Origin of the sequence: Blautia sp. NSJ-175, assembly GCF_022867815.1 — a bacterium.
GTDB classification, from domain to species: domain Bacteria; phylum Bacillota; class Clostridia; order Lachnospirales; family Lachnospiraceae; genus Blautia; species Blautia celeris.
Genome location: NZ_JALIFQ010000009.1, coordinates 171,226 through 194,271, shown reverse-complemented (window position 1 = coordinate 194,271; position 23,046 = coordinate 171,226). Strand labels below are relative to the sequence as shown.

General features: G+C 46.0%; 17 protein-coding genes. 15 read left to right on the top strand and 2 right to left on the bottom strand.

Translation table 11 applies throughout. The features are described 5' to 3' along the window. Positions 1-36: 36 nt before the first annotated feature. Together MUB35_RS15930 and MUB35_RS15925 are read left to right on the top strand one after the other, a co-directional pair. A complete protein-coding gene (locus MUB35_RS15930) occupies positions 37-1,524 on the top strand; it encodes an APC family permease (protein ID WP_033141408.1) in 1,488 nt (495 codons plus the stop codon). A gap of 426 nt (positions 1,525-1,950) precedes the next feature. Beyond that, positions 1,951-3,558 carry an ATP-binding protein gene (locus MUB35_RS15925; protein WP_244806482.1) on the top strand — a complete coding sequence of 536 codons (1,608 nt, stop codon included), beginning with the start codon at positions 1,951-1,953 and terminating at the stop codon, positions 3,556-3,558. A gap of 47 nt (positions 3,559-3,605) precedes the next feature. Here MUB35_RS15925 and MUB35_RS15920 read toward each other — a convergent pair whose 3' ends face one another. Then, positions 3,606-4,010, bottom strand: coding sequence for a phosphate-starvation-inducible PsiE family protein (locus MUB35_RS15920; RefSeq protein ID WP_033141406.1), 405 nt, complete (start codon positions 4,008-4,010; stop codon positions 3,606-3,608). A 256-nt stretch (positions 4,011-4,266) separates the two neighbouring features. Here MUB35_RS15920 and MUB35_RS15915 point away from each other — a divergent pair, with 256 nt between their 5' ends. The 10 genes from MUB35_RS15915 to MUB35_RS15875 all read left to right on the top strand — a co-directional run bounded on the left by MUB35_RS15915 (position 4,267) and on the right by MUB35_RS15875 (position 17,473). Further along, on the top strand, positions 4,267-5,571 hold the full coding sequence (locus MUB35_RS15915; RefSeq protein WP_244806481.1) for a phenylacetate--CoA ligase family protein: 1,305 nt from the start codon (positions 4,267-4,269) through the stop codon (positions 5,569-5,571). A 68-nt stretch (positions 5,572-5,639) separates the two neighbouring features. After that, a complete protein-coding gene (gene iorA / locus MUB35_RS15910) occupies positions 5,640-7,379 on the top strand; it encodes an indolepyruvate ferredoxin oxidoreductase subunit alpha (protein ID WP_033141404.1) in 1,740 nt (579 codons plus the stop codon). After that, positions 7,379-7,951, top strand: coding sequence for an indolepyruvate oxidoreductase subunit beta (locus MUB35_RS15905; protein WP_033141403.1), 573 nt, complete (start codon positions 7,379-7,381; stop codon positions 7,949-7,951). The genes iorA and MUB35_RS15905 overlap by 1 nt, the downstream gene beginning before the upstream one ends. 86 nt (positions 7,952-8,037) lie before the next feature. After that, positions 8,038-8,472, top strand: coding sequence for an amino acid-binding protein (locus tag MUB35_RS15900; RefSeq protein WP_033141402.1), 435 nt, complete (start codon positions 8,038-8,040; stop codon positions 8,470-8,472). Between the two features lie 146 nt (positions 8,473-8,618). Beyond that, on the top strand, positions 8,619-10,181 hold the full coding sequence (locus MUB35_RS15895) for a sodium:solute symporter family protein (RefSeq protein WP_244806480.1): 1,563 nt from the start codon (positions 8,619-8,621) through the stop codon (positions 10,179-10,181). 184 nt (positions 10,182-10,365) lie between these two features. After that, positions 10,366-11,787, top strand: coding sequence for a C40 family peptidase (locus tag MUB35_RS15890; protein WP_244806479.1), 1,422 nt, complete (start codon positions 10,366-10,368; stop codon positions 11,785-11,787). A gap of 331 nt (positions 11,788-12,118) precedes the next feature. Then, positions 12,119-13,474: a C40 family peptidase gene (locus MUB35_RS15885; RefSeq protein WP_118593794.1), complete on the top strand. Its 1,356-nt coding sequence runs from the start codon at positions 12,119-12,121 to the stop codon at positions 13,472-13,474. A gap of 291 nt (positions 13,475-13,765) precedes the next feature. Beyond that, positions 13,766-13,900: a hypothetical protein gene (locus MUB35_RS30480; protein ID WP_255785803.1), complete on the top strand. Its 135-nt coding sequence runs from the start codon at positions 13,766-13,768 to the stop codon at positions 13,898-13,900. 122 nt (positions 13,901-14,022) lie between these two features. Then, on the top strand, positions 14,023-16,548 hold the full coding sequence (locus MUB35_RS15880; protein WP_103732782.1) for an FAD-dependent oxidoreductase: 2,526 nt from the start codon (positions 14,023-14,025) through the stop codon (positions 16,546-16,548). A 340-nt stretch (positions 16,549-16,888) separates the two neighbouring features. Then, positions 16,889-17,473 (top strand): 50S ribosomal protein L25, encoded by a 585-nt coding sequence (locus MUB35_RS15875; protein ID WP_054351991.1) that lies wholly within the window; start codon positions 16,889-16,891, stop codon positions 17,471-17,473. A 234-nt stretch (positions 17,474-17,707) separates the two neighbouring features. On the opposite strand, the gene mscL is transcribed toward MUB35_RS15875, so the two are convergent. Continuing rightward, complete coding sequence (gene mscL, locus MUB35_RS15870) at positions 17,708-18,106, bottom strand: large conductance mechanosensitive channel protein MscL (protein WP_227210975.1); 399 nt, start codon at positions 18,104-18,106, stop codon at positions 17,708-17,710. A 433-nt stretch (positions 18,107-18,539) separates the two neighbouring features. Between mscL and MUB35_RS15865 the strand changes: the two genes are divergently transcribed. The 3 genes from MUB35_RS15865 (at position 18,540) to MUB35_RS15855 (ending at position 22,887) form a co-directional block, all read left to right on the top strand. Further along, positions 18,540-19,922, top strand: coding sequence for an RNA-binding domain-containing protein (locus tag MUB35_RS15865; RefSeq protein ID WP_227245489.1), 1,383 nt, complete (start codon positions 18,540-18,542; stop codon positions 19,920-19,922). 193 nt (positions 19,923-20,115) lie between these two features. Further along, on the top strand, positions 20,116-22,698 hold the full coding sequence (gene clpB / locus MUB35_RS15860) for an ATP-dependent chaperone ClpB (protein WP_033141394.1): 2,583 nt from the start codon (positions 20,116-20,118) through the stop codon (positions 22,696-22,698). A 15-nt stretch (positions 22,699-22,713) separates the two neighbouring features. After that, positions 22,714-22,887 (top strand): DUF4250 domain-containing protein, encoded by a 174-nt coding sequence (locus MUB35_RS15855; RefSeq protein ID WP_081960325.1) that lies wholly within the window; start codon positions 22,714-22,716, stop codon positions 22,885-22,887. The last annotated feature ends 159 nt before the right edge of the window (positions 22,888-23,046 follow it).

Below are 23,046 nucleotides of genomic sequence, written 5' to 3'. Positions count from 1 at the left end.
AGGAATAAGACATAACAGAGAGAGGGAGACTTCACAGTGAGTAATCAGAATACAAATACATTGAAAAGAACCTTCGGAATGAAGGAAGCTGTAACCATCACCGTTGGCACCGTGGTAGGTGTCGGTCTGTTCACTACAGGAGCCAATGTGGTGGGCGGCCTTGGTCCGGCCGTTATCCTGGCTACATTTGTTGCTATGCTTATCAGTATTTATCCGGCGCTGCTGTATGCGGAGATGGGAGCTGCGCTCCCCTACGCCGGCGGCACATATCAGTATGCATCTCTGGGTATAGGAAAACCCATGGGTATGCTTGCCGGGTGGAATTTTATAATTTCCCTGGTAGCGGTTACCAGCGGGGAGGCACTGGCGTTTAGTTTTTATTTCAAAACATTTTTCTCTGCACTGGGCATTGAGCTGCCTGTGAGCGACCGTGTGGTTGCCACAGTGGTGGTAATTGCGTTCATTATCACCAACGTCCGGGGTGTGGAAATGACCGGAAAGCTTCAGAATGGATTCATGTTCTTTTTCTGGGGCGTAGCGATCATCTGGTTTTTGACCATGCTGCCGAACGTAAATATGCCTAATTTCGTTAAACTCCCTGATTTTATTGCCCAGTCCACTCCGCTTGGTTTTATCGCATCTGTCAGTATGATTTGGTGGTGCTTTGCGGGATTTGAAACCTGCTGCGCTATGGGAGAGGAGATCAAATATCCGCAGATCAATATTCCCCGTGCACTGTTTCTTGCGCCGTTTATTGTTTTTGCGGTAAATGCAGCGTTTCAGTGGTTCTTGGTTGGTATCGTTCCGACAGAACAGATCGCCACGCTGTCCACAGCAAGCGCGCCTTTTGCCGAAGCTATGAAAACAGCAGGTATCCTTGGTTTTCCGCTGATCCTTCTGGCAGCCGGAATTGCGTTCGGCGGAGATTTTTCAACTTTGAATGCCAGTATCGCCGTACCGCCCAGATATCTTTTCACCATGGCACGTGACGGCGCCATGCCGAAAATATTTGCAAAAGTACACCCGAAATACAAGACACCTTATATCTCAATCATTGTGCTTGGCCTGCTTTCTGCTTTTCTGATCGCGTCCAACTCTATGATCTACATAGCATCCGTGAGTCTGTTTGCAGATTTGTTTTATTATGTGATCGGCATTGCGGCATCCTTTGGGCTTCGCAGAAAGCATCCCGATTTAAAACGCCCCTTTAAGGCGCCGGGAATTATGATCGGGGCACCGCTCAGTGTTATCATTTATCTTATCATGATGACCCAGCTTGACCGGGAAGCACTGGTGACAGGTGTGATCTGGTGCATTCTCGGACTGATCATATATGCTGTCTGTCGGAAACGCTATCAGAGTGATGAGACAAAAGAGATGGACCGTATCATTATGGAAGAAGATATTCCGACACCACAGGAGAGACAGAAGATGGACAAGGAATTTAAGATTTGGAGAACCGTTGTGGCATGTGCTGTTGTCATAGCGATTGTGGCATATGTGATACCGTTTGTTGCTGTATAAGGACAGCAGGATGTCTGAAGGGCAGCCGGTTCGGATTAATATATAATCCGTGCCGGCTGTTTTGCGTATATGGAAAATAGAGACAAATTTGGCGGGTTTTGAACCGGCAGAATTTGTTGTATATCACGAAAACAGAATATATGTTCGATATGCATTGAGGAAATTTGCAAAGTGTGATAAACTATGTTTATCGCAGGATGGCTGCCGGATAAAAGCAGTAAATGCACATTTTTGACTGGATAACTGCTGATACGGTGTAATTATTCAGTAGGTCTGCGCATTTACTGCGCTGACCGTAAGAAAACGCTTAGCAGCCGGGCAAAAACTTCATCGCCAAAGGCGATTTTGCATGGATTTTTGCTTGTAACTGTGAGGGTACTGAACAGTTACGATACGGTTTATAATATAAGTGGAAGGGTGGAATATATGACAATTGATGAAATATACACCGGTGAATCAAAAAATCTGGAATTTAAGCAGGATGTGCCGGCCAGAAGTGAGCGATATATGAAAACAGTTGTTGCTTTTGCGAACACAGCAGGGGGCAGGCTGGTTTTCGGTGTGGAGGATGGGACGCACAGGATTATAGGAGTGCCGCAGGAAACGGTATTTGAGACCATGGACAGTCTCACCAATGCAATCTGTGACAGCTGTACGCCCATGATCATTCCCGATATTACCCTGCAGACCGTAGAAGACAAGACACTGATCGTTGTAGAGATTTATCCCGGAGGGCAGCGTCCCTATTATATCACTGCATTAGGAAAAGAGAACGGCACATATGTACGGATTTCAGGAACTTCACGGCCGGCGGACAGTTATTTGCTGAGGGAGCTGGAGTTTGAAGGAATGAACAGGTGTTTTGATCAGACATATGCGGCGCCGAGGCTGGCAGAGGAGGGACAAATCAGGGAACTGTGCAGTTCCATGAGGCAGTATGCGCTGAAAATGTGCAGCACGGAAAATGAAAGGGCAGCAGTGAAGAACGTGACAAGAAGCAATCTGTTGTCCTGGGGTATACTGACAGAGAAAGAGGGAAAAATACTGCCGACAAATGCGTTTGTACTGTTGACAGACAACAATTTTCTGCAGGCTAAAATACAGTGTGCCGTATTCAGAGGAACAACGAGAGGTGAGTTTCTGGAGAGACGTGAGTATACAGGGCCGATTTACAAACAAATAGACGAAGCCTACAATTTTGTGCTGCGCAATATCCGGTATGGGGCGAAATATAAAGGTTTGTACAGAGTGGATGACTATGAACTGCCGATTCTCTGTATTCGTGAGATTATTGCCAATGCGGTGACGCACAGAAGTTATCTGAACCCGGGATGCGTACAGGTTGCGTTGTATGATGACCGGCTGGAGGTCACATCTCCGGGTATGCTGTTTGGCGGACTGACACTTGCGCAGATGAGGGAGGGATATTCCAAGCCCAGAAACAGGGCGATTGCCAATGCTTTTACCTATATGAGAATAATGGAACAATGGGGCAGTGGTGTACCTAAAATGTTGAAGATGTGCAGGGAGTTTGGTGTGGAAGAGCCTGAATTTTCGGAAGAAGGTGTGGATTTTCGCGTAAATCTATACCGGGAGTCCGCACGGAATTCGTTTTTGGTTATGGAAGAACCGGCAGAATACAGAGCCGGAAAACAAATGGAGCAGGCAGGGCTGACGGCTGAAAACACTACCCAAACGGCCGAAAATACTACCCAAATGATGGGAAAAACTACCCAACCAATACGGAACACTACCCAATTAATTCCGAATGCTGCCAAAACAGCCGAAGATACAACCCAATCAATACCGGATACTACCCAAACACCCGAGGTGCGCATGTCAGCTTATGACAGACAGCTTCTGCAGGCAGTTAAAAAATATCCATATATATCCCAGAGGGAACTGGCAGCAGAGCTGTGCTGGAATACAGACCGAGTAAAATATTATATGAAGAAATGGAAGGACAAGGGCGGTCTGCGCCGCGTGGGAAGCACACACAAAGGATACTGGCAGGTGCTTATCCGGGTGGAGTGAAAGATGTAAGATCAGCCGCAAAGCATAAATGCAGTGCGGCTGTCCTTTTACAATTTATCGTATACTTTGGCTTTGTTGTCAGTAGTTTTGAGCAGCAGATATTTGCGGATGAAGAAGATGATAGCTATGGATATGATTCCTATCAAAGTATCGATCATGTTGAGATGTTCCACGATCATCTGTCTGGCAATGGCAAACATGAGCACCTCCAGCAGGTTTTCCGCCGTATGTTTTGCCAGCATCTTTACAAATTCCACCCCGATGATCAGAGTCAGGATATTGCCGAGAAATTCAGTAAACTGGCTGGCTTTTATGCTGAGCAGGGGAATGCTTATGAAATTGTAGATCATGGGTATGATCAGAACTATGATCACCACCAGCATGATTGCTGACAGGGCAATTTCAGTGTAGCGGGAAATTGTGTAAATCAGTTCGTTCAGTTTGTTTTTCATACTTATCTCCGTTTCATTTGTACTATTGTTCTAAAAATTGTGATTAACACATTCTCGTCTTTTCCATTCTAACATAAAATACAGGGTGAGCAAGAAAAATCTGCAAAAAATAACGAAATTATCCCAAGAAAATCCCTGTACTTCATTGCTTTGACGTGATAAATATGTTAATATAGGAAGCACAGACAGTCCCCGCGGGAAAGGGCATATGTTTCCCTGAAACGGATAAGGGCTGGGAAATGAAGGGAAGAAAGTTATGATTTGGGCAAAAGAAGAGACATTATCCCGGGAGGAGATCAAGGAAATTCAGACTGCACGCCTCAGAGAGACGGTGGAGCGGGTCTATCATACAGTCGAGCCTTACCGGAAGAAAATGGATGAGGCGGGCCTGAAGCCGGAAGATATCAGAGGTCTTGAAGACTTACATAACCTGCCGTTTACAACAAAGCAGGACATGAGGGATAATTATCCGTTTGGGCTGTTCGCAGTGTCAAAGAAGGATTTGATTCGTATTCACGCATCAAGCGGAACAACAGGAAAGCCCACTGTGGTTGGGTATACCAGAAAGGATCTGGATGTCTGGTCAGAGTGCGTTTGTCGTATTGCGTGTATGGGCGGAGCGCAGCCTGACGAGATTGCGCAGATTTGTTTCGGATACGGTATGTTTACCGGAGCGCTTGGACTTCACTACGGACTGGAGAGGCTTGGGGCTGCTATTGTTCCCTCCTCAACAGGAAATACAGAGAAGCAGCTTATGTTTATGAAGGATTTCGGTACAACCCTGCTGATCGCAACACCTTCCTATGCGCTGCGCATTGCAGAGGTTGCGGAGCAGATGGGCATACACCCTCAGTGTGATCTGAGCATGAGGACAGCGCTGGTGGGAAGTGAGCTGATGACAGAAGCCATGCGCCAGGAGATGTACAAAGCCTGGGGCGATCATATGAATATTACACAGAATTACGGTATGAGCGAATTGATGGGACCCGGAGTCTCCGGAGAATGCCTGGAGTTAAACGGCATGCATATCAATGAGGACCATTTTATACCTGAAATCATTGATCCGAGAACCGGTGAGGTTCTCCCTCCGGGAGAGAAGGGGGAGCTGGTCATCACCTGTATATCCAAGGAAGCGCTGCCGCTGATCCGTTACCGCACCAAGGATATCACAAGGCTGATGTACGAGCCCTGTAAATGCGGCAGAACCACTGTGCGGATGGAGAATCTGCTTGGAAGAACAGATGATATGCTGAAAATCCGCGGGGTCAACGTATTCCCGAGTCAGATCGAGGAAGTGCTCCTGGGGATTGAGGAGTGCGGACCGCACTATGAGATCGTGGTGGACAGAAAGAACCACAGCGACACCCTGGAAATCCGTGTGGAAGTCCTATCTGATTATATGATGGACTCCTATGCAGCGCTCCAGGAGCTGGAGAAGAAGATCAAGTCCAAGATCCGTGTGGTTCTGGGACTGGATATAAAGGTTTCTCTGGTATCACCGAATTCTATACAACGTTTTGAGGGAAAAGCGAAACGTGTGATTGATTTAAGAAAGAATTAGTTTTACAATATCAGTAACGATTCCATTGACTGCATCGTTACCATAATTACAGAAAGAAGGTAGGAGACGTGGGCGAAAAGAAAATCATGCTTGGCAACGAAGCCATTGCAAGAGGTGCCTGGGAGGCAGGGGTAAAGGTTTCTGCAGCATATCCGGGAACACCAAGCACAGAGATCAGTGAGAACATTGTAAAATATAAGGAAATTTATGCAGAGTGGGCCCCCAATGAAAAAGTGGCAACAGAGGTGGCAATCGGTGCGTCCATCAGCGGTGTGCGTGCTCTGGCATCCATGAAGCATGTAGGTCTGAATGTGGCAGCAGATCCGCTCTATACAGCGGCATACACAGGTGTGACCGGCGGTCTGGTCCTGGTTGTGGCAGATGATCCCGGAATGTACAGTTCCCAGAATGAGCAGGATACCAGAGCGGTTGCAAGGGCAGCGCAGGTTCCGGTACTGGAGCCGTCAGATTCCCAGGATGCAAAAGATTTTGTAAAGCTGGCTTATGACATCAGTGAAAAATATGATACGCCGGTATTTGTAAGGACAACAACACGTCTGGCACATTCCCAGGGTATCGTGGAGCTGGAGGACAGAGTGGAGAGAGAAGACACTCCTTATGAGCGCAAGTTCCAGAAGTATGTCATGATGCCGGGCAATGCCATCAGACGCCATCCGGTTGTGGAAGAGAGAATGAAGAAGCTGGCCGAAGATGCCAACAGCCTGGAAATCAATAAAGCAGAGTATAATGACACGTCCATTGGTTTCATTACCAGCGGTATTCCGTATAATTATGTAAAGGAAGCAATGCCCAACGCCAGCGTACTGAAATTAGGTATGGTACATCCGCTGCCGAGAAAGCTCATTGAAGAATTTGCCTCTAAAGTTGATAAGCTTTACATATTTGAGGAACTGGAGCCTGTATTTGAGGAGCAGATCAAATCCTGGGGAATCCCATGTTCAGGAAAAGATGTATTTACTCTGCAGGGTGAATACAGTGCCAATATGATTCGCCGCAGAGTGCTGGGCGAGGAGATTGAGGCTGCAGCACCGGCGCCGGTACCGGCACGTCCGCCGATCCTCTGTCCGGGATGTCCGCACAGAAGCGTTTACTCTGTTCTGAAGAAAATGAAGATTCATGCAGCCGGTGATATCGGATGTTACACTCTGGGCGCAGTTGCTCCGCTGAGTGTTGTGGACACCACGATCTGTATGGGAGCATCCATCAGTTCCCTGCACGGTATGGAGAAGGCCAGAGGCAAAGAATATGTCAAGGACTGGGTGGCTGTCATCGGAGATTCCACTTTCATGCATACAGGTGTGAACTCCCTGATGAACATGGTTTACAACCAGGCTACCGGAACGGTTATTATTCTTGATAACTCCACCACAGGTATGACGGGCCACCAGGACCATGCCGCAACCGGCAAAACCCTGAAAGGCCAGGTGGTTCCGGCCATTGATATCTACAAACTCTGCAAAGCCATCGGTATTGAGCATGTCAATGTGGTGAATGCCTTTGATATTAAGGAACTGGAAAAGACGATCAGGGAGGAAGTGGCAAGAGATGCTGTATCCGTGATTATTGCCCAGGCACCATGCGCATTGTTAAAGACCAATGTATTTAAGACAAAATGCAGACCGGTTTCAGAGAAATGTAAAAAATGCGGGCTTTGTTTAAGACCGGGATGTCCGGCTCTTACCAAGAATGAAGATGGAACGATTTCCATTGATGATACCATGTGCAACGGCTGCGGACTCTGTAAACAGCTCTGTCCTGCTGATGCAATAGAGGAGGTAGAAGTGTAATGGCAACGAGAAATATTATGATAGTGGGAGTCGGCGGTCAGGGAACACTTCTCACCAGCCGTATTTTAGGAGGACTCGCCGTGGAAGGCGGTTATGATGTAAAGCTTTCCGAGGTACATGGAATGGCGCAGAGGGGCGGAAGTGTAGTTACCTTTGTCCGCTATGGAGAAAAAGTACAGGAGCCAATCGTGGAGGAAGGTCAGGCGGATGTTCTGATCGCGTTTGAAAGGCTGGAGGCACTGCGTTACCGTCAGTTCCTGAAAAAAGACGGTGTTATCATTGTCAACGACCAGAGAATTGACCCGATCACAGTTGTGACAGGCGTTGCGGAGTATCCGGAAGGAATCCTGGATACCCTTCGCGAGACCCACAAAGTCTACGCTGTGGATGCCATGAAGGTGGCAAAGGAACTGGGGAATCCCAAGGTGTTCAATGTCATTGTACTGGGTGTGGCTGCACAGCACATGGACTATTCAAAGGAAGAATGGCTCAATGTGATTGAAAAGACCGTTCCGCCTAAGACAGTGGAGATGAACAAAAAGGCATTTCTGACCGGTTATGAGTTGAAATAATTGCTGTATGGGGTCTAAAGACTAAAAGCAGCTAAAATTCCCTGTCTTCTTAAATGCAGAGGGCAGAGAAAGGATAGGTAGCATAAATGTTTATAGAACAATTATCCATATTTCTGGAGAATCGTCCGGGAAAGCTGAAGGGGATCGCGGATGCGCTCAAGGAGAAAAATATTAATATTATCTCCCTGGGACTTTCTGACACCACGGACTATGGTATTGCAAGGATGATTGTGTCTGATTCTGCCAGAGCCAAACAGGTACTGCTGGAAAAAGGGTATACGGCAGTGCTGACACCTGTGCTTGTAGTAGAACTGCAGCAGGAGGTAGGCGCGCTGAGCCAGATTCTGGATACCTTAAGTACAAAAGGGTTGAATCTGGAATATATGTATGCGCTGGTTACCGGCAAAGAGGGCGGTGCTATGGTTGTGAAAACCTCAGACCAGGCACGTACCTACCAGACATTAAAAGATGCGGGCATGAAAATGTTCTCGGAAGAAGAACTGAATGAACTGAAAAAATAGGAACTGGATACAGGAGAATTAAGAAGCGTCCGCTTTTCACAGCGGAAAGCGGCGCCTCTTTTTCTTTACAATTATTGCTTTAGTGGTTTAAACCGTTGCGGTTTAAAGTGTAAGTGAAATCATAATAAAAAAGGAGAATAAAAAAGATGGAGATTAAGATACTGTTTTTGCTGCTGTTTTTCGGCTCTATGGTGGGTATTGGGCTGTATTCCCGAAAACATGCTACAAATGTGGCGGGATTTGTACTGGGAGGAAGGAGCGTAGGCCCCTGGCTTACGGCATTTGCATATGGAACATCCTATTTTTCCGCAGTTGTGTTTGTAGGTTATGCAGGACAGTTTGGATGGAAGTACGGACTGGCAGGTACGTGGATCGGGATAGGCAATGCCATAATCGGAAGTCTTTTGGCATGGGTAGTCCTCGGACGAAGGACACGTGTCATGACAAAGCATCTGCATGCGGCCACCATGCCGGATTTCTTCGGCAAACGTTTTGACAGTAATGCACTCAGGATTGCGGCATCAGCCATTGTATTTATTTTCCTGGTACCTTATACCGCATCCATTTATAACGGGCTGTCCAGATTGTTTGAGCTGGCCTTTGATGTACCGTACGCAGCATGCGTGGTAGTTATGGCTGCCCTGACCGGGGCGTATGTGATTCTGGGTGGTTATATGGCGACCGCTATCAATGACTTTATCCAGGGGATTATCATGCTGTTCGGTATTGCTGCTGTGATCGGTGCTGTCTTAAGCGGCCAGGGTGGATTTACAGAGGCAGTGAGACAGCTTGCGTCGATTCCCAGCGATGTTCCGGCAACAGCAGGACAGTCAGGTGCCTTTACCTCATTTTTCGGACCTGACCCCATTAATCTTCTGGGAGTTGTTATCTTGACCTCCCTTGGCACCTGGGGGCTTCCGCAGATGGTTCAGAAATTCTATGCCATTAAGGATGAGAAGGCGATTCAGACCGGAACGGTAGTTTCCACTGTATTTGCCATTGTGATCTCCGGAGGATGCTATTTCCTGGGAGGATTTGGACGGCTTTTTGATAACCCCTCCTTATATAAAGCAGACGGCACTGTGATCTATGACGGTATTGTTCCTTATATGCTGTCCACACTGCCGGATATTTTGATTGGTGTTGTGATCGTACTGGTGCTCTCCGCGTCCATGTCAACGCTTTCTTCCCTGGTTCTGACATCCAGCTCTACACTGACGCTGGATTTCCTGAAAGGGACTGTGGCAAAGGATATGAGCGAGAAAAACCAGCTTCGTGTGATGCGTGGACTGATCGTTGTATTTATTGTAATCTCCGTTGTACTTGCCCTTGATCCGCCAACATTTATCGCTCAGCTCATGGGAATTTCATGGGGAGCGCTGGCAGGAGCATTTTTGGCGCCGTTTTTATTCGGTCTCTACTGGAAGAGAACGACAAAGCTGTCTGTATGGGTCTGCTTTATAGCAGGAATCGGCATTACGGTATCCAATTTGTTCCTACATTATATTGCATCCCCCATTAATGCAGGGGCCTTTGCTATGGTAGTCGGATTTGTTGTAGTGCCGGTGGTAAGCATTGTCACTCCTAAAATGGAGAAAGAGAAGGTGGAGGATATTTTCTACTGTTACAATCAGGAAGTGGTCTCCACGCCGAAAAAGGTATTGCCTGAGGAAAAAGAGGACGGCGGTTCCCTTGCAGTAGAGGCATAGTTGTTAAAAATGTATCCGCTAATTATTACGAAAAAGTGCCATTTTGTAACAAATATTTAACTAATTGGAAATTTACCCCTTGCATCTGTAATAATTATGTGGTATTATGGGTGACAGATAAGAAATATTTCAAAAATGTTACAGGTAGTTACAGATTCAGACATGAATAGTGAGGTACATAATAATGAAAAAAAGATTTCTTATTCTCAGTCTTATTTTTACAATGGCCATGACCCAGGTTGTGCCGGTAGCAGCCGCAAGGGAAGATGACGTGCAGGCTGAGAAGGCAGAGACACAGAGTAAATTATCAGCAGCAGAGAGCAAAGAATCTGAGTTGGAAGACCAGAAAAACGCGTTATTGAACGAAATCGACTCCATTGACCAGAACCTTGTACAGGTTATGGCACAGATTGATATTCTGAATGGTGAGATTACAGATAAAGAAAGTGCCATCGGCCAGACAAAAGAAGATTTGGCTGTAGCGGAAGCAAACCGTGACAAACAGTACAAGGATATGAAGAAGAGAATCCAGTACCTGTATGAGAACGGGGGCTCCAATGCATGGGCACAGATGCTTTTAGAGTCTGACAGTATCACAGGACTTCTCAGCAAGGCAGAGTATACAGAGAAAATGTATCAGTATGACAGAGATGAGCTGAAGAAGATGAAGGAAACAGTTCAGGAAGTCACAGATCTTGGCAATCAGCTCGCCCAGGAAAAAGCAGAACTGGAAGAGATGAAACAGGCTCAGGAACAGCAGCAGGCAAGTCTGCAGAGTGCTCTTGATGAAAAGAAAGCAACAGCTTCTGATTATGAGACACAGATTGCAAATGTGCGTGCACAGGCAGATGAATACAGAAGCCTGATCGAACAGCAGAATGCAGAGCTTCAGAAGATCCAGGAAGAGAAAGCACGTCAGGCAGAGGAAGCGAAGAAAGCTGAAGAAGCCAGAAAAGCGCAGGAGAAGGCAGCTCAGGAAGCAGAGCAGAAAGCAAAGGATGATGCTGAGGAAGAGGGCACCGGCCAGAACAGCACAGACGTAAGTTCAAATGACAGCAATACCAATGACAATACAGATAACGGAAACGAAGCAACCAATGACAACAATGACGGAGAAGAGCCGGAAGACAATAATAATGATGTGACACCTCCGGCAGAAGAAACAGATACTCCGAATTACGACGAACCTGAGACACCGGATAATGAGGAACCCGAAGAGGAGCAGGGCAGTGACAGTGGTTACAGCGCTTCAGGACAGGCAGTTGTGGATTATGCAAGCCAGTTTATCGGCAATCCTTATGTTTGGGGCGGAACAAGCCTGACAAACGGTGCTGACTGTTCCGGGTTTGTACAGTCTGTATTTTCACACTTTGGTTACAGCCTGCCGCGTGTAAGTGATGACCAGGCTGGCGCAGGCCGCGGAATTTCCTATTCCGAATCCCGTGCAGGTGACATCATTGTATATTCCGGACACGTAGCAATCCTGACAGGTGACGGCGGAATCGTACATGCATCCAATTCTGCACCGTATCCGCAGGGTGGAATCAAATACTCCAGCAATGCGCTGTACAGACCATATATTGCAATCAGAAGAATTGTAGAGTAATTACATAGCCAGGTATTATATCATGCATAGCAGAGCCGTGCTTCCTCACCGAGAGGTGGAAGCACGGCTTTTATATATTTATAGAAGGAACGCATCTGCTGTGATACCGCGATGTCAGCCCATTTGCCCTATGGGGCAGGGAATATATGGAAGGAATTTATAAAATATTACTATAAAATTTATTTTTGTAACAAAAACTTAAAGAATTAGGGGATTTCCTCTTGCAAGTGTAATAAATCTGTGATATCATAAGCGGGAAGTGAAAATTATTTCGGAAATATTACTTAGAGAATAGCAAATATTAAATACCAACAGTGAGGTACATAGCAGTATGAAAAAGAGATTCCTTTGTCTCAGCCTTATTTTTGCACTGACCGCAGCACAGGTAATGCCGGTGGCAGCTGCAAGAAAAGACGAAGTGCAGGCTGAAAAAGCAAACACACAGAGCAAACTGTCCGCAACAGAGAGCAAGGAAGCGGAGCTTGAAGAGAAAAAGAACAATTTACTTGGAGAAATTGATTCTCTGGATCAGAATCTGGTTCAGGTTATCGCACAGATTGACATACTGAAGGGTGAAATCTCTGACAAAGAGAACGCCATTGTAGAAACAAAAGAGGATTTAGCAGAAGCAGAGGCTGACCGCGATGAGCAGTATGCTGCAATGAAGAAAAGAATCCAGTATCTGTATGAGAACGGCGGAAGTGACGCATGGGCGCAGATGCTTCTGGAAGTCAACAGCATTACAGACCTGCTCAGCAAAGCTGAATACACAGAGAAGATGTATCAGTTTGACAGGGACGAGCTGGAGAAGCTGAGAGACACTGTTCAGCAGGTAACTGATTTGGGCAATCAGCTGGAGCAGGAAAAAGCTGAGTTAGAAGAGATGAAACAGGCTCAGGAAGACCAGCAGGCTAATTTAGAGACAGCACTGGAAGAGAAAAAAGCAGTTGCTTCTGATTATGAGACACAGATTGCAAATGTTCAGGCACAGGCAGATGAGTACAGAAGTCTGATTGAACAGCAGAATGCAGAGCTGCAGAAGATTCAGGAAGAAGAAGCAAGACAGGCTGCAGAAGCGAAAAAGGCAAGAGAGAAAGCTGCAAAAGAAGCTGAGGCGGCTGCACAGAGACAGGAGCAGCAGAACACACAGAAACCTCAGAATAATAACAATAATAACAACAATAATAATAACAATGACGATGTGGAAAATGAGGACGTGCCGGAGACTCCAAGTAATAATGGAGGCGGTAATAATGAGAACGTGCCGGAACCGGAAACTCCTTCCTATGAGCCGGAAGAAGAGGAACAGGGCGGCGGCGGATACAGCGCTACCGGAGAAGCGGTTGTTGCTTACGCAAGCCAGTTTATCGGTAATCCGTATGTGTATGGCGGCAACAGTCTGACAAATGGTATTGACTGTTCAGGATTTACACAGCAGGTATTCGCTCACTTTGGATACAGCATTTCCAGAACAAGTGATTCACAGGCGGGAGACGGACGCGGAATTTCTTATTCCCAGTCACGTGCGGGTGATATCATCGTTTATTCCGGACATGTTGCCATTCTGACAGGTGACGGCGGTATTGTACATGCATCTAACTCTGCACCGTATCCGCAGGGTGGAATTAAATATTCCAGTAATGCGTTGTATAGGCCTTATATTGCGGTTAGACGTATTGTAGATTGATTTTATTTAGTACATATTTGGGACTCATGCTTTTTGGGAGCATGGGTCCTTTTTTTGGGTGTTTATGTGGGCGGGTGGCTTTCATGGGGACGGGGAATCCAAAGCATCTGGGGCCGGCCGGTGTCTGTGTGGGGTGAGCGAAGCGTTGCGCTTGCCGGGAAGCTAACCTGCTCCCAGTCACTAAATTCGTCGGCAATGGCCTCCTCATTAAGTGTCTGGGGCAGGTGGATCTCCCCGGCGCTCCACTAGACATCGCTCACCCCACACAGACACCGGCCGGCCCCGGATGCTTTGGATTCCCCTGGGGATGATAGGGCGGGAGGAGGAGAAAAGGAAAAAGAAAAGAAAAAAGAAAAGAAAAAAGAAAGGATAAAAGAGAAAGGATATAATAAAAGATATAAAATAGGGGGTTTTAATGTGGAGTAAAATGGTGTATATTTTGAGTATGGGAGGGGAATGGAAAATGGGAATATCTTTTTTGAGGGTTTTGGAATATAATGGGGTTGTGGGGTAAAACTGATAATAAAGAGAGAAAGAAGGTATAAGAGTTGAAAACATTGGAGCTTAGAAAGAATTTTTATTGGACTGGGATTGTGGATTCAAATTTGCGGGTGTTTGATATTATAATGTATACAGAGTTTGGCACTACATATAACTCTTATGTGCTGAAAGCCGGGGATAAGACGGTTTTGTTTGAGACTGCTAAGGTGAAATTCTGGGATGAGTATTTGGAGAAGGTGCAGGAGGTAACGGCAGTTGATGAGATTGATTATCTTGTTGTGAGTCATACGGAACCGGACCATGCGGGAAGTATTGAGAATCTGCTGAAGCTGAATCCGGGGCTGAAGATCGTGGCTACGGGCTGTGCGCTTGGGTTCCTGAAAGAGATCGTAAATGGTGATTTTACTGGGATTGCGGTGAAGGATAATGAGACCATGAAAATTGGGGACAAGACTCTGCGGTTCCTTGTGGTGCCGAATCTGCATTGGCCGGATACCATGTATACTTATATTGAGGAAGAACAGATTTTGGTGACTTGTGATTCTTTTGGGTCCCATTATGGATTTTCGGATGTGCTGGCAAGCAGGGTGACAGACAGGGAAGGATATATGCGGGCGACAAAGTATTATTTTGACTGTATTTTGGGTCCGTTTAAACCGTATATGCTGAAAGCGCTGGCAAGGGTCAGGGAGCTGGATGTGTCCATGATCTGTACCGGGCACGGGCCGGTGCTGGATGATAAGATTGAACAGATGTATGACATTTACGAGGAATGGTGTACAGTTGTGAATCCAAACAGCACGAAAACCGTGATTATCCCTTATGTGAGTGCTTACGGTTATACAAAAATGCTGGCAGAGCGGATTGCGAAAGGCGTGGAGGACAGCGGGGATATTGCTGTGCGCAGTTATGATCTGGTGGAAGCAGAGCAGGAGAAGGTGCTGGAGGAACTGGGATTTGCAGATGGTATCCTGTTCGGCACACCGACTATTTTGGGAGAGGCATTGAAGCCTGTCTGGGATCTGCTGATTTCCATGTATCCCGTGACTCATGGGAAGAAGCTGGCAAGTGCGTTCGGAAGTTATGGCTGGAGCGGTGAGGGCGTGCCTCATGTGATGGAGCGGCTGAAACAGCTTCGGATGAAGACGATGGACGGCTTTCGCGTGCGGTTTAAACCCAGTGAGGCGGACTTGATCGATGCCTATGACTTTGGCTATAATTTCGGCTGTACCCTTCAGAATAAGGAAAATGAGAGGAAGTCAGGCAGAAGCAGACTGGTGAAGTGTCTGGTGTGCGGTGCTATTTTTGATTCCTCCATTGATATATGCCCGGTATGCGGAGTGGGAAAAGAGCATTTTGTACCTGTTGAGGAAGAGGAAAATCAGTTTAGCAGGGACACAAAGAATTTTTATCTTATTCTTGGAAATGGTGCCGCAGGTATCAGTGCTGCGGAGGCTATCAGGCAGAGGGATAAGACAGGGTCTATTACCATGATTTCCAATGAAATTTACAGTACCTATAACAGGCCCATGCTGACAAAATCTATTATGGCAGATTTAGATGCCGGTCAGATCGCTGTGCACGAGACTTCCTGGTATGAGGAGAACAGAGTATTCCAGATTTTGGGACGCCGGGTGGAGCGGATTGATACGGACAGCAAAGAGGTGGTTCTGGATGACGGCATGAAGCTGAAATATACGAAGCTTATCTATGCTCTTGGAGCAGAGTGTTTTGTGCCGCCTATGAAGGGCGTGGAGAAGAAGAACGTATTTGCGATCCGCAGGCTGGATGATACGAAGAAGATTGCGGATGTGCTTCCCCAGGTGAAAAATGTGGCAGTGATCGGCGGCGGTGTGCTTGGCCTGGAGGCTGCCTGGGAACTGAAGAAAGCAAAATGCCGTGTGACAGTGCTGGAGCTTGCCCCTGTGATCATGGGACGCCAGTTGGATGAACCGGCAGCCGAGCTTTTGAAAAAGATAAGTGAAGCGCAGGATATCGAAATCCGTACCGGCGTTAAGATCGCGGCTTTGGAGGGAGAAGATTTTGTCTCCGGAATCCGTATGGAGGATGGCGAGGTGCTCCCGGCTGATATGGTGGTGGTTTCCTGCGGCGTGAGGGCCAATACCGCAGTGGCAAAAGAGGCAGGTCTTGAAGTGGACCGCTCTGTTGTGGTCAATGCCAGGATGGAAACCAGCGCAGAAGATATTTATGCGTGTGGTGACTGTGCTCAGTATCAAGGCATCAATTATGGTCTGTGGAGCCAGGCTGTGGAACAGGGCAAGACTGCAGGTGCCAATGCAGCAGGGGACAATCTGGAATATGAGACGGTATCCGCTGCGCTGAACTTCCATGGAATGGGGACTGCGCTTTTCGCGGCAGGTGATAATGGTAAGAATCCAAATCTGATCTATAAAACAGTTGAGTTTAAGGATATGGGGAAAAAGCAGTATCAGAAATTCTATTTCCTGAATAACAGACTGTGCGGTGTGATTTTGATCGGAGATGTAAGCCGTCTGGCGGAGATGACGGAGGCTCTGGAAAGACATGCCACGTATCAGGAAGTGATGAAATAGTATTTGCGGGAAACCAGGCAGGGTGTGTAGCTCTGCCTGGTTTTTTACGGCTTTTAAGGGGTCTCTCTATAGGACAGCAAAATGTGAAGTGGCCAAGGTGACATGGATCTTCTGGCAGTTGTTTAGCAGCATATAACCAGGGAGAGAAAAGGAATTGGAATTTTAATACTAGAAAACACCGGAGAACTAATAATGACCAAAATTCATATTTGATGACTGTAAATATTGGTGAATCTTTTTTGGGCAGTAGTGCTATAATGAACTTGTAACAAAAGGAAATACTTAAAACAACCTCATACGAGGCATGCTAAGCGATCAGGTTTTTCGGAGGAAAAGATAAATGAATACTTTAAAAGCTGAAAAAAGAAACATGAACGTGAAAGCAAGGAGATTAAGAAGAGAAGGTTTTGTCACAGGAAACCTGTTCGGACGGGAACTGCAGGGATCCATTCCGCTAAAGATAGCCAAAAGAGATGTGGAGCAGCTCCTCAAGACGGAAAGAAAAGGCGGACAGGTTATGCTGGAAATAGATGGACAGACCTATGATGCGCTGATTAAAGAAATCGATTACAATGCTATGGCTCGGTGTGTAGAGGAGATTGATTTTCAGGCTTTGATCAGCAATGAAAAAGTACATTCTGTTGCTGAGGTTGTATTATTAAATCATGAAAATGTGATAGAAGGAGTTCTGCAGGAGATCTTAAAGGAAATTTCATATAAAGCGGTTCCGGCAGCATTGGTGGAAAAAGTAATCGTTGATGTGGGAAATATGCGGGCCGGTGATTCCCTCCGGGTAAAGGATCTGGAGATCAGCCAGAACAAGGATATTGAACTGATGACAGATCCGGAGGCCGTTGTAGTGAGCGTATCAGCAGTACATAATTCACTGCCGGATGATACAGAGGAAGAGGAAACACAGGAATAGTGTTTTAACATGGAACTTAAAAAATGCCATAAGCCCCTTGCCGCGTGTAACGGTAAGGGGCTTATGGCATTTTTCATGGACGGTTTATGATTTGTATAATGTGGTCGATCTGTTTCAGGAAAGCGTGGTGTCCGGCCGCTTTATATCCGGGTGTGTTTCTTCTGGAATATGTGCAGGCTTATGGGGTTTGTGAAAAAGTATGGCATGCATGTGCCGGACCATAACCATGCTTTGCTATTCTGAAAGTTCAGATGTGCAGTGAGGGCACCGCACAGCATCAACTGCAATTTCACTTTTACAGAAAGGACATACCTTTGTTGCCGGGGCTGCCGGCTCTTCTTTTTTCTGCCCAAAAGAGAGAAATTTATTGATTCCCTTCATAAGACAGAATAAAATCAATGCCATGATCAGAAAATTAATCACAGCAGATACAAAAGCTGAGGCAAATCCGGCAATATCCTGTGCATTATATTTTGCATGTCCGGTCAGAAAATTCAAAATGGGATTAATAAAATTGTCCGTCAGAGATGTCACAATCCCGGAAAAAGCGCCGCCGATTATGACGCCGACGGCCATGTCCATAACGTTGCCGCGGAGTGCAAATGACTTGAACTCCTCTATAAATTTTTTCATAGTGTACCTCCTGGTTTCTCTTTTGTATTTTTAATTAAGCATACCATATATTTCGATGATTTCCAAATAAAGATAATATTTCATATAGATGAAAACTGACTGATGAAAATCAACTATGCTATTTGATATGGAGATGCTGTTTCGAGCCATTCATGCGGTTAAAGAGCTCGCTTATCCGCTGGTCAGCCATTTTCTCGCCATAAGGATGTTTGTTGCGTGATGACCACTGTTCCGTATGACAGAGTGCTTTCCCCACGCATTTACGCGGGAGTTTGACAGCAGGGGCAGGGAGAATAGATTCCTATTTGGCTGTGATAATTTCATAGTTTTTAAGAATAATTTTTTGAAAAATGCACAAAATATTCCCAACTTTAATCCCAATATGCTATAATACAAAAGTTGGGAATAAAAGTTGGGAAAAGGATGATGGTTTATGAATGTCGAAAAATTGGTTTTAGATTTATGTGCGTATAACAATGAACAGGAATGGTTTGAATTTAAAGAAAATTGGTTTCAGCCGGAAGGCTTGGGGGAATATATATCAGCTTTGTCAAATGCAGCAGCATTTCATTATAAGGCTCAGGCATATTTTGTGTGGGGTGTTAATGATGAGACACATGAAATTGTTGGTACAACATTTAATCAGTATTGCGACCATAACAAAGAGCCATACCAAAATTTTTTGGCAAGGAATCTGTCTCCAAGCGTCAATTTTTCGTTTGAGGAAGCAACTATAAATGACAAGAGGGTTGTTGTTTTAGTGATTCCTGCAGCACAGGAAATCCCGACAGCTTTTAAAGAAAAGCGATATATTCGTATTGGTTCTTCTAAAGCAAATTTGAAAGATTATCCGAAACGGGAAATCCAATTGTTCAAAATTTTGGACGGAAGAGTGGAGACCATTGAAACATTACCGGCGAAATATCAGGAACTGACATTTTCAAAATTATTTGGATATTATGGTTCAAAAGGGATTGTACTAAATGAGAAAACCTTTGAAAAAAACCTCGGATTAAGAAATAAAGATGGAGAATATAACCTGTTGGCACAGTTGCTTTCGGATAATTCACATTTTCCATTAAGAGTATCAATTTTTGAAGGAGAGACAAAAGGCTCCAATTTATTTTCTGTAAGGGAATTTGGAAATAATTGTCTGCTCTACAGTTTGGATGAGGTTTTAAGATATGCGGATGTATTAAATTTGATTCAGACAGATGAGAGCGAGCGTGTGGTGGAACGTACGGAAATACCATTGTTCGATAACAAAGCGTTTAGAGAAGCAATCATAAATGCTATTTTGCATAATCTGTGGATAAGCGGAAACGAGCCAATGATTTCTGTATTTTCAGATAGAATAGAAATTTTATCAAGAGGAACACTGGCACCGGCGCAGACTTTGGAAGGCTTTTTCCTGGGAGAATCAATCCCTGTAAATGAAAAGCTGTCAGAAATCTTTCTTCAGCTTCATATTAGTGAAAAATCAGGTCGTGGTGTGCCTAAGATTATTGAAACATATGGGAAGGAAGCATTTACCTTTAGAGAAAACTCGATTGTTGTTACAATCCCGTTTCAGCGAATAAAAAAATACGGGAATAAGGTTGGGAAAAAAGTTGGGAATAAAAAAGGATTAAATGCAAGAAGAGAAAGAATCATAACAGAAATAAGAGATAATCCGAACATTACTGCCAGGGAATTGCATCAAATACTGGGGATTAGTGAAACGGCAGTAGAAAATAATTTGACATTTTTAAAAGAAAATGGATATGTGGAAAGAGTTGGTTCTAAAAAGACCGGTTATTGGAAAGCTCTTGAGTAAGCATTATAACAGCTTGTTTACAAAAATCTTGGGGGTGGCTATGAGTTCCATGATGCTGTGCCAGATGGAAGGAAAGGTGCAGAAAATTAAATTCAATAAATTAGCACTCACCTCTTGACAGTGCTAACAAACAGTGTTATATTAGCACTAGAACAAATAACAAAGAACTCAAATCTCGGAATGGAGGGATTTTATGAACATCAGCAAATTTACACAGAAATCACTTCAGGCAGTTCAGGACTTGGAAAAGACAGCTTATGAGTTCGGCAATCAGGAGGTCGAACAGGAGCATTTACTATACAATCTTTTACATCAGGAGGACAGCTTGATCCTGAAACTGATTGAAAAAATGGAAATTCAGAAAGAACACTTTCTGAACAATGTGGAGCGGGCACTGAATGCCCGGACCAAAGTATCCGGCGGTCAGCCGTATATCGGGCAGTATCTGAACAAAGCCCTGGTGAGCGCTGAGGATGAGGCAAAGGCCATGGGAGATGAATACGTCTCTGTGGAGCATCTGTTTCTGGCACTAGTCAACAACCCCAGCCCGTCCATGAAAAAAATCTGGCAGGAGTATGGGATTACAAAAGAACGTTTCCTGCAGGCGCTGAGCACTGTACGGGGCAACCAGCGGGTGACTACCGACAATCCGGAGGCCACGTATGACACACTGAACAAATACGGCCAGGACCTGGTGGAAAAAGCCAGGGAGCAGAAGCTTGACCCGGTGATCGGCAGGGATGCAGAGATTCGTAATGTCATTCGGATCCTGTCCAGGAAAACAAAAAATAACCCTGTATTGATCGGTGAACCCGGCGTAGGTAAAACTGCCGCTGTGGAGGGCCTGGCGCAGCGAATCGTTCAGGGGGATGTGCCGGAAGGGTTAAAAGATAAGAAGATTTTCGCACTGGATATGGGCGCGCTGGTAGCAGGCGCCAAGTACAGAGGTGAATTTGAGGAGCGTCTGAAAGCCGTACTGGAGGAAGTCAGAAAAAGTGAGGGACAGATCATACTGTTCATCGACGAGCTTCATCTGATCGTAGGTGCAGGCAAGACAGAGGGCGCCATGGATGCAGGCAATATGCTGAAACCCATGCTGGCCAGAGGTGAACTGCACTGTATCGGTGCCACCACTCTGGATGAGTACCGTCAGTATATTGAAAAAGACGCGGCACTTGAACGCCGGTTCCAGCCCGTTATGGTGGATGAGCCGACAGTTGAGGATACCATCTCTATTCTGAGAGGTCTGAAAGAGCGGTATGAAGTCTTCCATGGCGTCAAGATCACAGACGGTGCCCTGGTAGCGGCAGCTACCTTATCGAACCGTTATATTTCCGACAGGTTCCTGCCGGATAAGGCCATTGACCTGGTGGATGAGGCATGTGCGCTTATTAAGACAGAGCTGGATTCCATGCCGACAGAACTGGATGACCTGCGCAGAAGGATCATGCAGATGGAGATTGAGGAGGCGGCTCTGAAAAAAGAAAACGACCGTCTCAGTCAGGACCGTCTGGTGGATCTGCAGAAAGATATGGCAGAGCTGCGCGACGAATTTAACGGTAAGAAAGCCCAGTGGGACAATGAAAAAGCGTCCGTGGAAAAGCTTTCCAAACTGCGCGAGCAGATAGAAGATATGAATAAACAGATTCAGGTTGCTCAGAGAAATTATGACCTGAATGAAGCGGCAAGGCTGCAGTACGGCGAACTTCCGAAACTTCAGAAACAATTAGAGGTGGAAGAGGAAAAAGTAAAGAGTCAGGATCTATCCCTGGTACACGAGAGTGTCACAGATGAGGAGATCGCCAGAATCATCTCCCGCTGGACAGGAATCCCTGTTGCCAAGCTGACAGAAGGGGAAAAGACAAAGATTCTGGGCCTGGAGGATGAACTGCACAAGCGTGTCATCGGTCAGGATGAGGGTGTCCAGAAAGTAACAGATGCCATTATCCGCTCCAAAGCCGGCATCAAGGACCCCACAAAACCAATCGGTTCCTTCCTCTTCCTGGGGCCAACAGGTGTCGGTAAGACAGAGCTTGCCAAGACACTGGCAGCTACCCTGTTTGATGACGAGCAGAATATGGTGCGTATTGATATGAGTGAGTACATGGAGAAATATTCCGTGTCACGTCTGATTGGAGCGCCTCCGGGATATGTGGGATACGAGGAGGGCGGACAGCTCACAGAGGCTGTCAGAAGGAAACCTTACTCCGTAGTTCTGTTTGATGAAATTGAAAAGGCACACCCGGATGTCTTCAACGTCCTGCTTCAGGTGCTGGATGACGGCCGTATCACAGATTCCCAGGGACGTACCGTTGACTTTAAGAATACCATCCTGATCATGACATCCAATCTGGGCTCCACCTATCTGCTGGACGGCATTGAGCCAAACGGGGAGATCAGCCAGGAAGCCAGAGATATGGTTGACAGGGATCTGCGGGCACACTTCCGTCCGGAATTCCTAAACCGTCTGGATGAGATCATCATGTTCAAGCCGCTTACCAAGGAGAACATCGGCGGTATTGTGGACCTGCTTGTGGAGGATCTGAACCGCAGGCTGAAAGACCAGGAGCTGTCTTTACGCTTGACAGATGCCGCAAAAGATTATATTATTGAGGGCGGATACGACCCCATCTATGGTGCGCGTCCTCTGAAACGTTACCTGCAGAAATACGTGGAGACACTGACTGCAAAACTCATTCTCTCCGGCAATGTGGGAACAGAGGACACCATTGTCATTGATGTGGAAAATGGTGAACTTACAGCCCGCAGGGCATAAGAGGTGAGAGAGATTATGATACCAAAAGATCCGGTGATGCTTTTAAGCTTTGCAAACATGAAGCTGAGGGATTTCTATTCCTCTCTGGATGACATGTGCGAAGATCTGCAGCTTGACAGAAAAGAACTGGAGAAAAAGCTGGGCGCCATTGATTACGCCTATGATGAAAATGTAAATCAGTTTATTTAGCAATATGTAACGATTCAGCCAGCTGAATCGTTACGGGTATTCGCCCATTAAAAATCGCTTCGCGATGGGGCGAATACCTGCCGCCACTACTCTTTTGCACGGTCAGCGCAGTAAATGCGCAGACCTGACTGAACAGTTACAGCAATATAAGCTATGCCG

Excerpts from the sequence above, each read along its gene's own strand:
- MUB35_RS15925 (WP_244806482.1), top strand. The coding sequence starts at position 1,951 with ATGACAATTGATGAAATATACACCGGTGAATCAAAAAATCTGGAATTT.
- MUB35_RS15920 (WP_033141406.1), bottom strand. The coding sequence starts at position 4,010 with ATGAAAAACAAACTGAACGAACTGATTTACACAATTTCCCGCTACACT.
- MUB35_RS15915 (WP_244806481.1), top strand. The coding sequence starts at position 4,267 with ATGATTTGGGCAAAAGAAGAGACATTATCCCGGGAGGAGATCAAGGAA.
- MUB35_RS15905 (WP_033141403.1), top strand. The coding sequence starts at position 7,379 with ATGGCAACGAGAAATATTATGATAGTGGGAGTCGGCGGTCAGGGAACA.
- MUB35_RS15900 (WP_033141402.1), top strand. The coding sequence starts at position 8,038 with ATGTTTATAGAACAATTATCCATATTTCTGGAGAATCGTCCGGGAAAG.
- MUB35_RS15895 (WP_244806480.1), top strand. The coding sequence starts at position 8,619 with ATGGAGATTAAGATACTGTTTTTGCTGCTGTTTTTCGGCTCTATGGTG.
- MUB35_RS15890 (WP_244806479.1), top strand. The coding sequence starts at position 10,366 with ATGAAAAAAAGATTTCTTATTCTCAGTCTTATTTTTACAATGGCCATG.
- MUB35_RS15885 (WP_118593794.1), top strand. The coding sequence starts at position 12,119 with ATGAAAAAGAGATTCCTTTGTCTCAGCCTTATTTTTGCACTGACCGCA.
- MUB35_RS15875 (WP_054351991.1), top strand. The coding sequence starts at position 16,889 with ATGAATACTTTAAAAGCTGAAAAAAGAAACATGAACGTGAAAGCAAGG.
- mscL (WP_227210975.1), bottom strand. The coding sequence starts at position 18,106 with ATGAAAAAATTTATAGAGGAGTTCAAGTCATTTGCACTCCGCGGCAAC.
- MUB35_RS15865 (WP_227245489.1), top strand. The coding sequence starts at position 18,540 with ATGAATGTCGAAAAATTGGTTTTAGATTTATGTGCGTATAACAATGAA.
- clpB (WP_033141394.1), top strand. The coding sequence starts at position 20,116 with ATGAACATCAGCAAATTTACACAGAAATCACTTCAGGCAGTTCAGGAC.
- MUB35_RS15855 (WP_081960325.1), top strand. The coding sequence starts at position 22,714 with ATGATACCAAAAGATCCGGTGATGCTTTTAAGCTTTGCAAACATGAAG.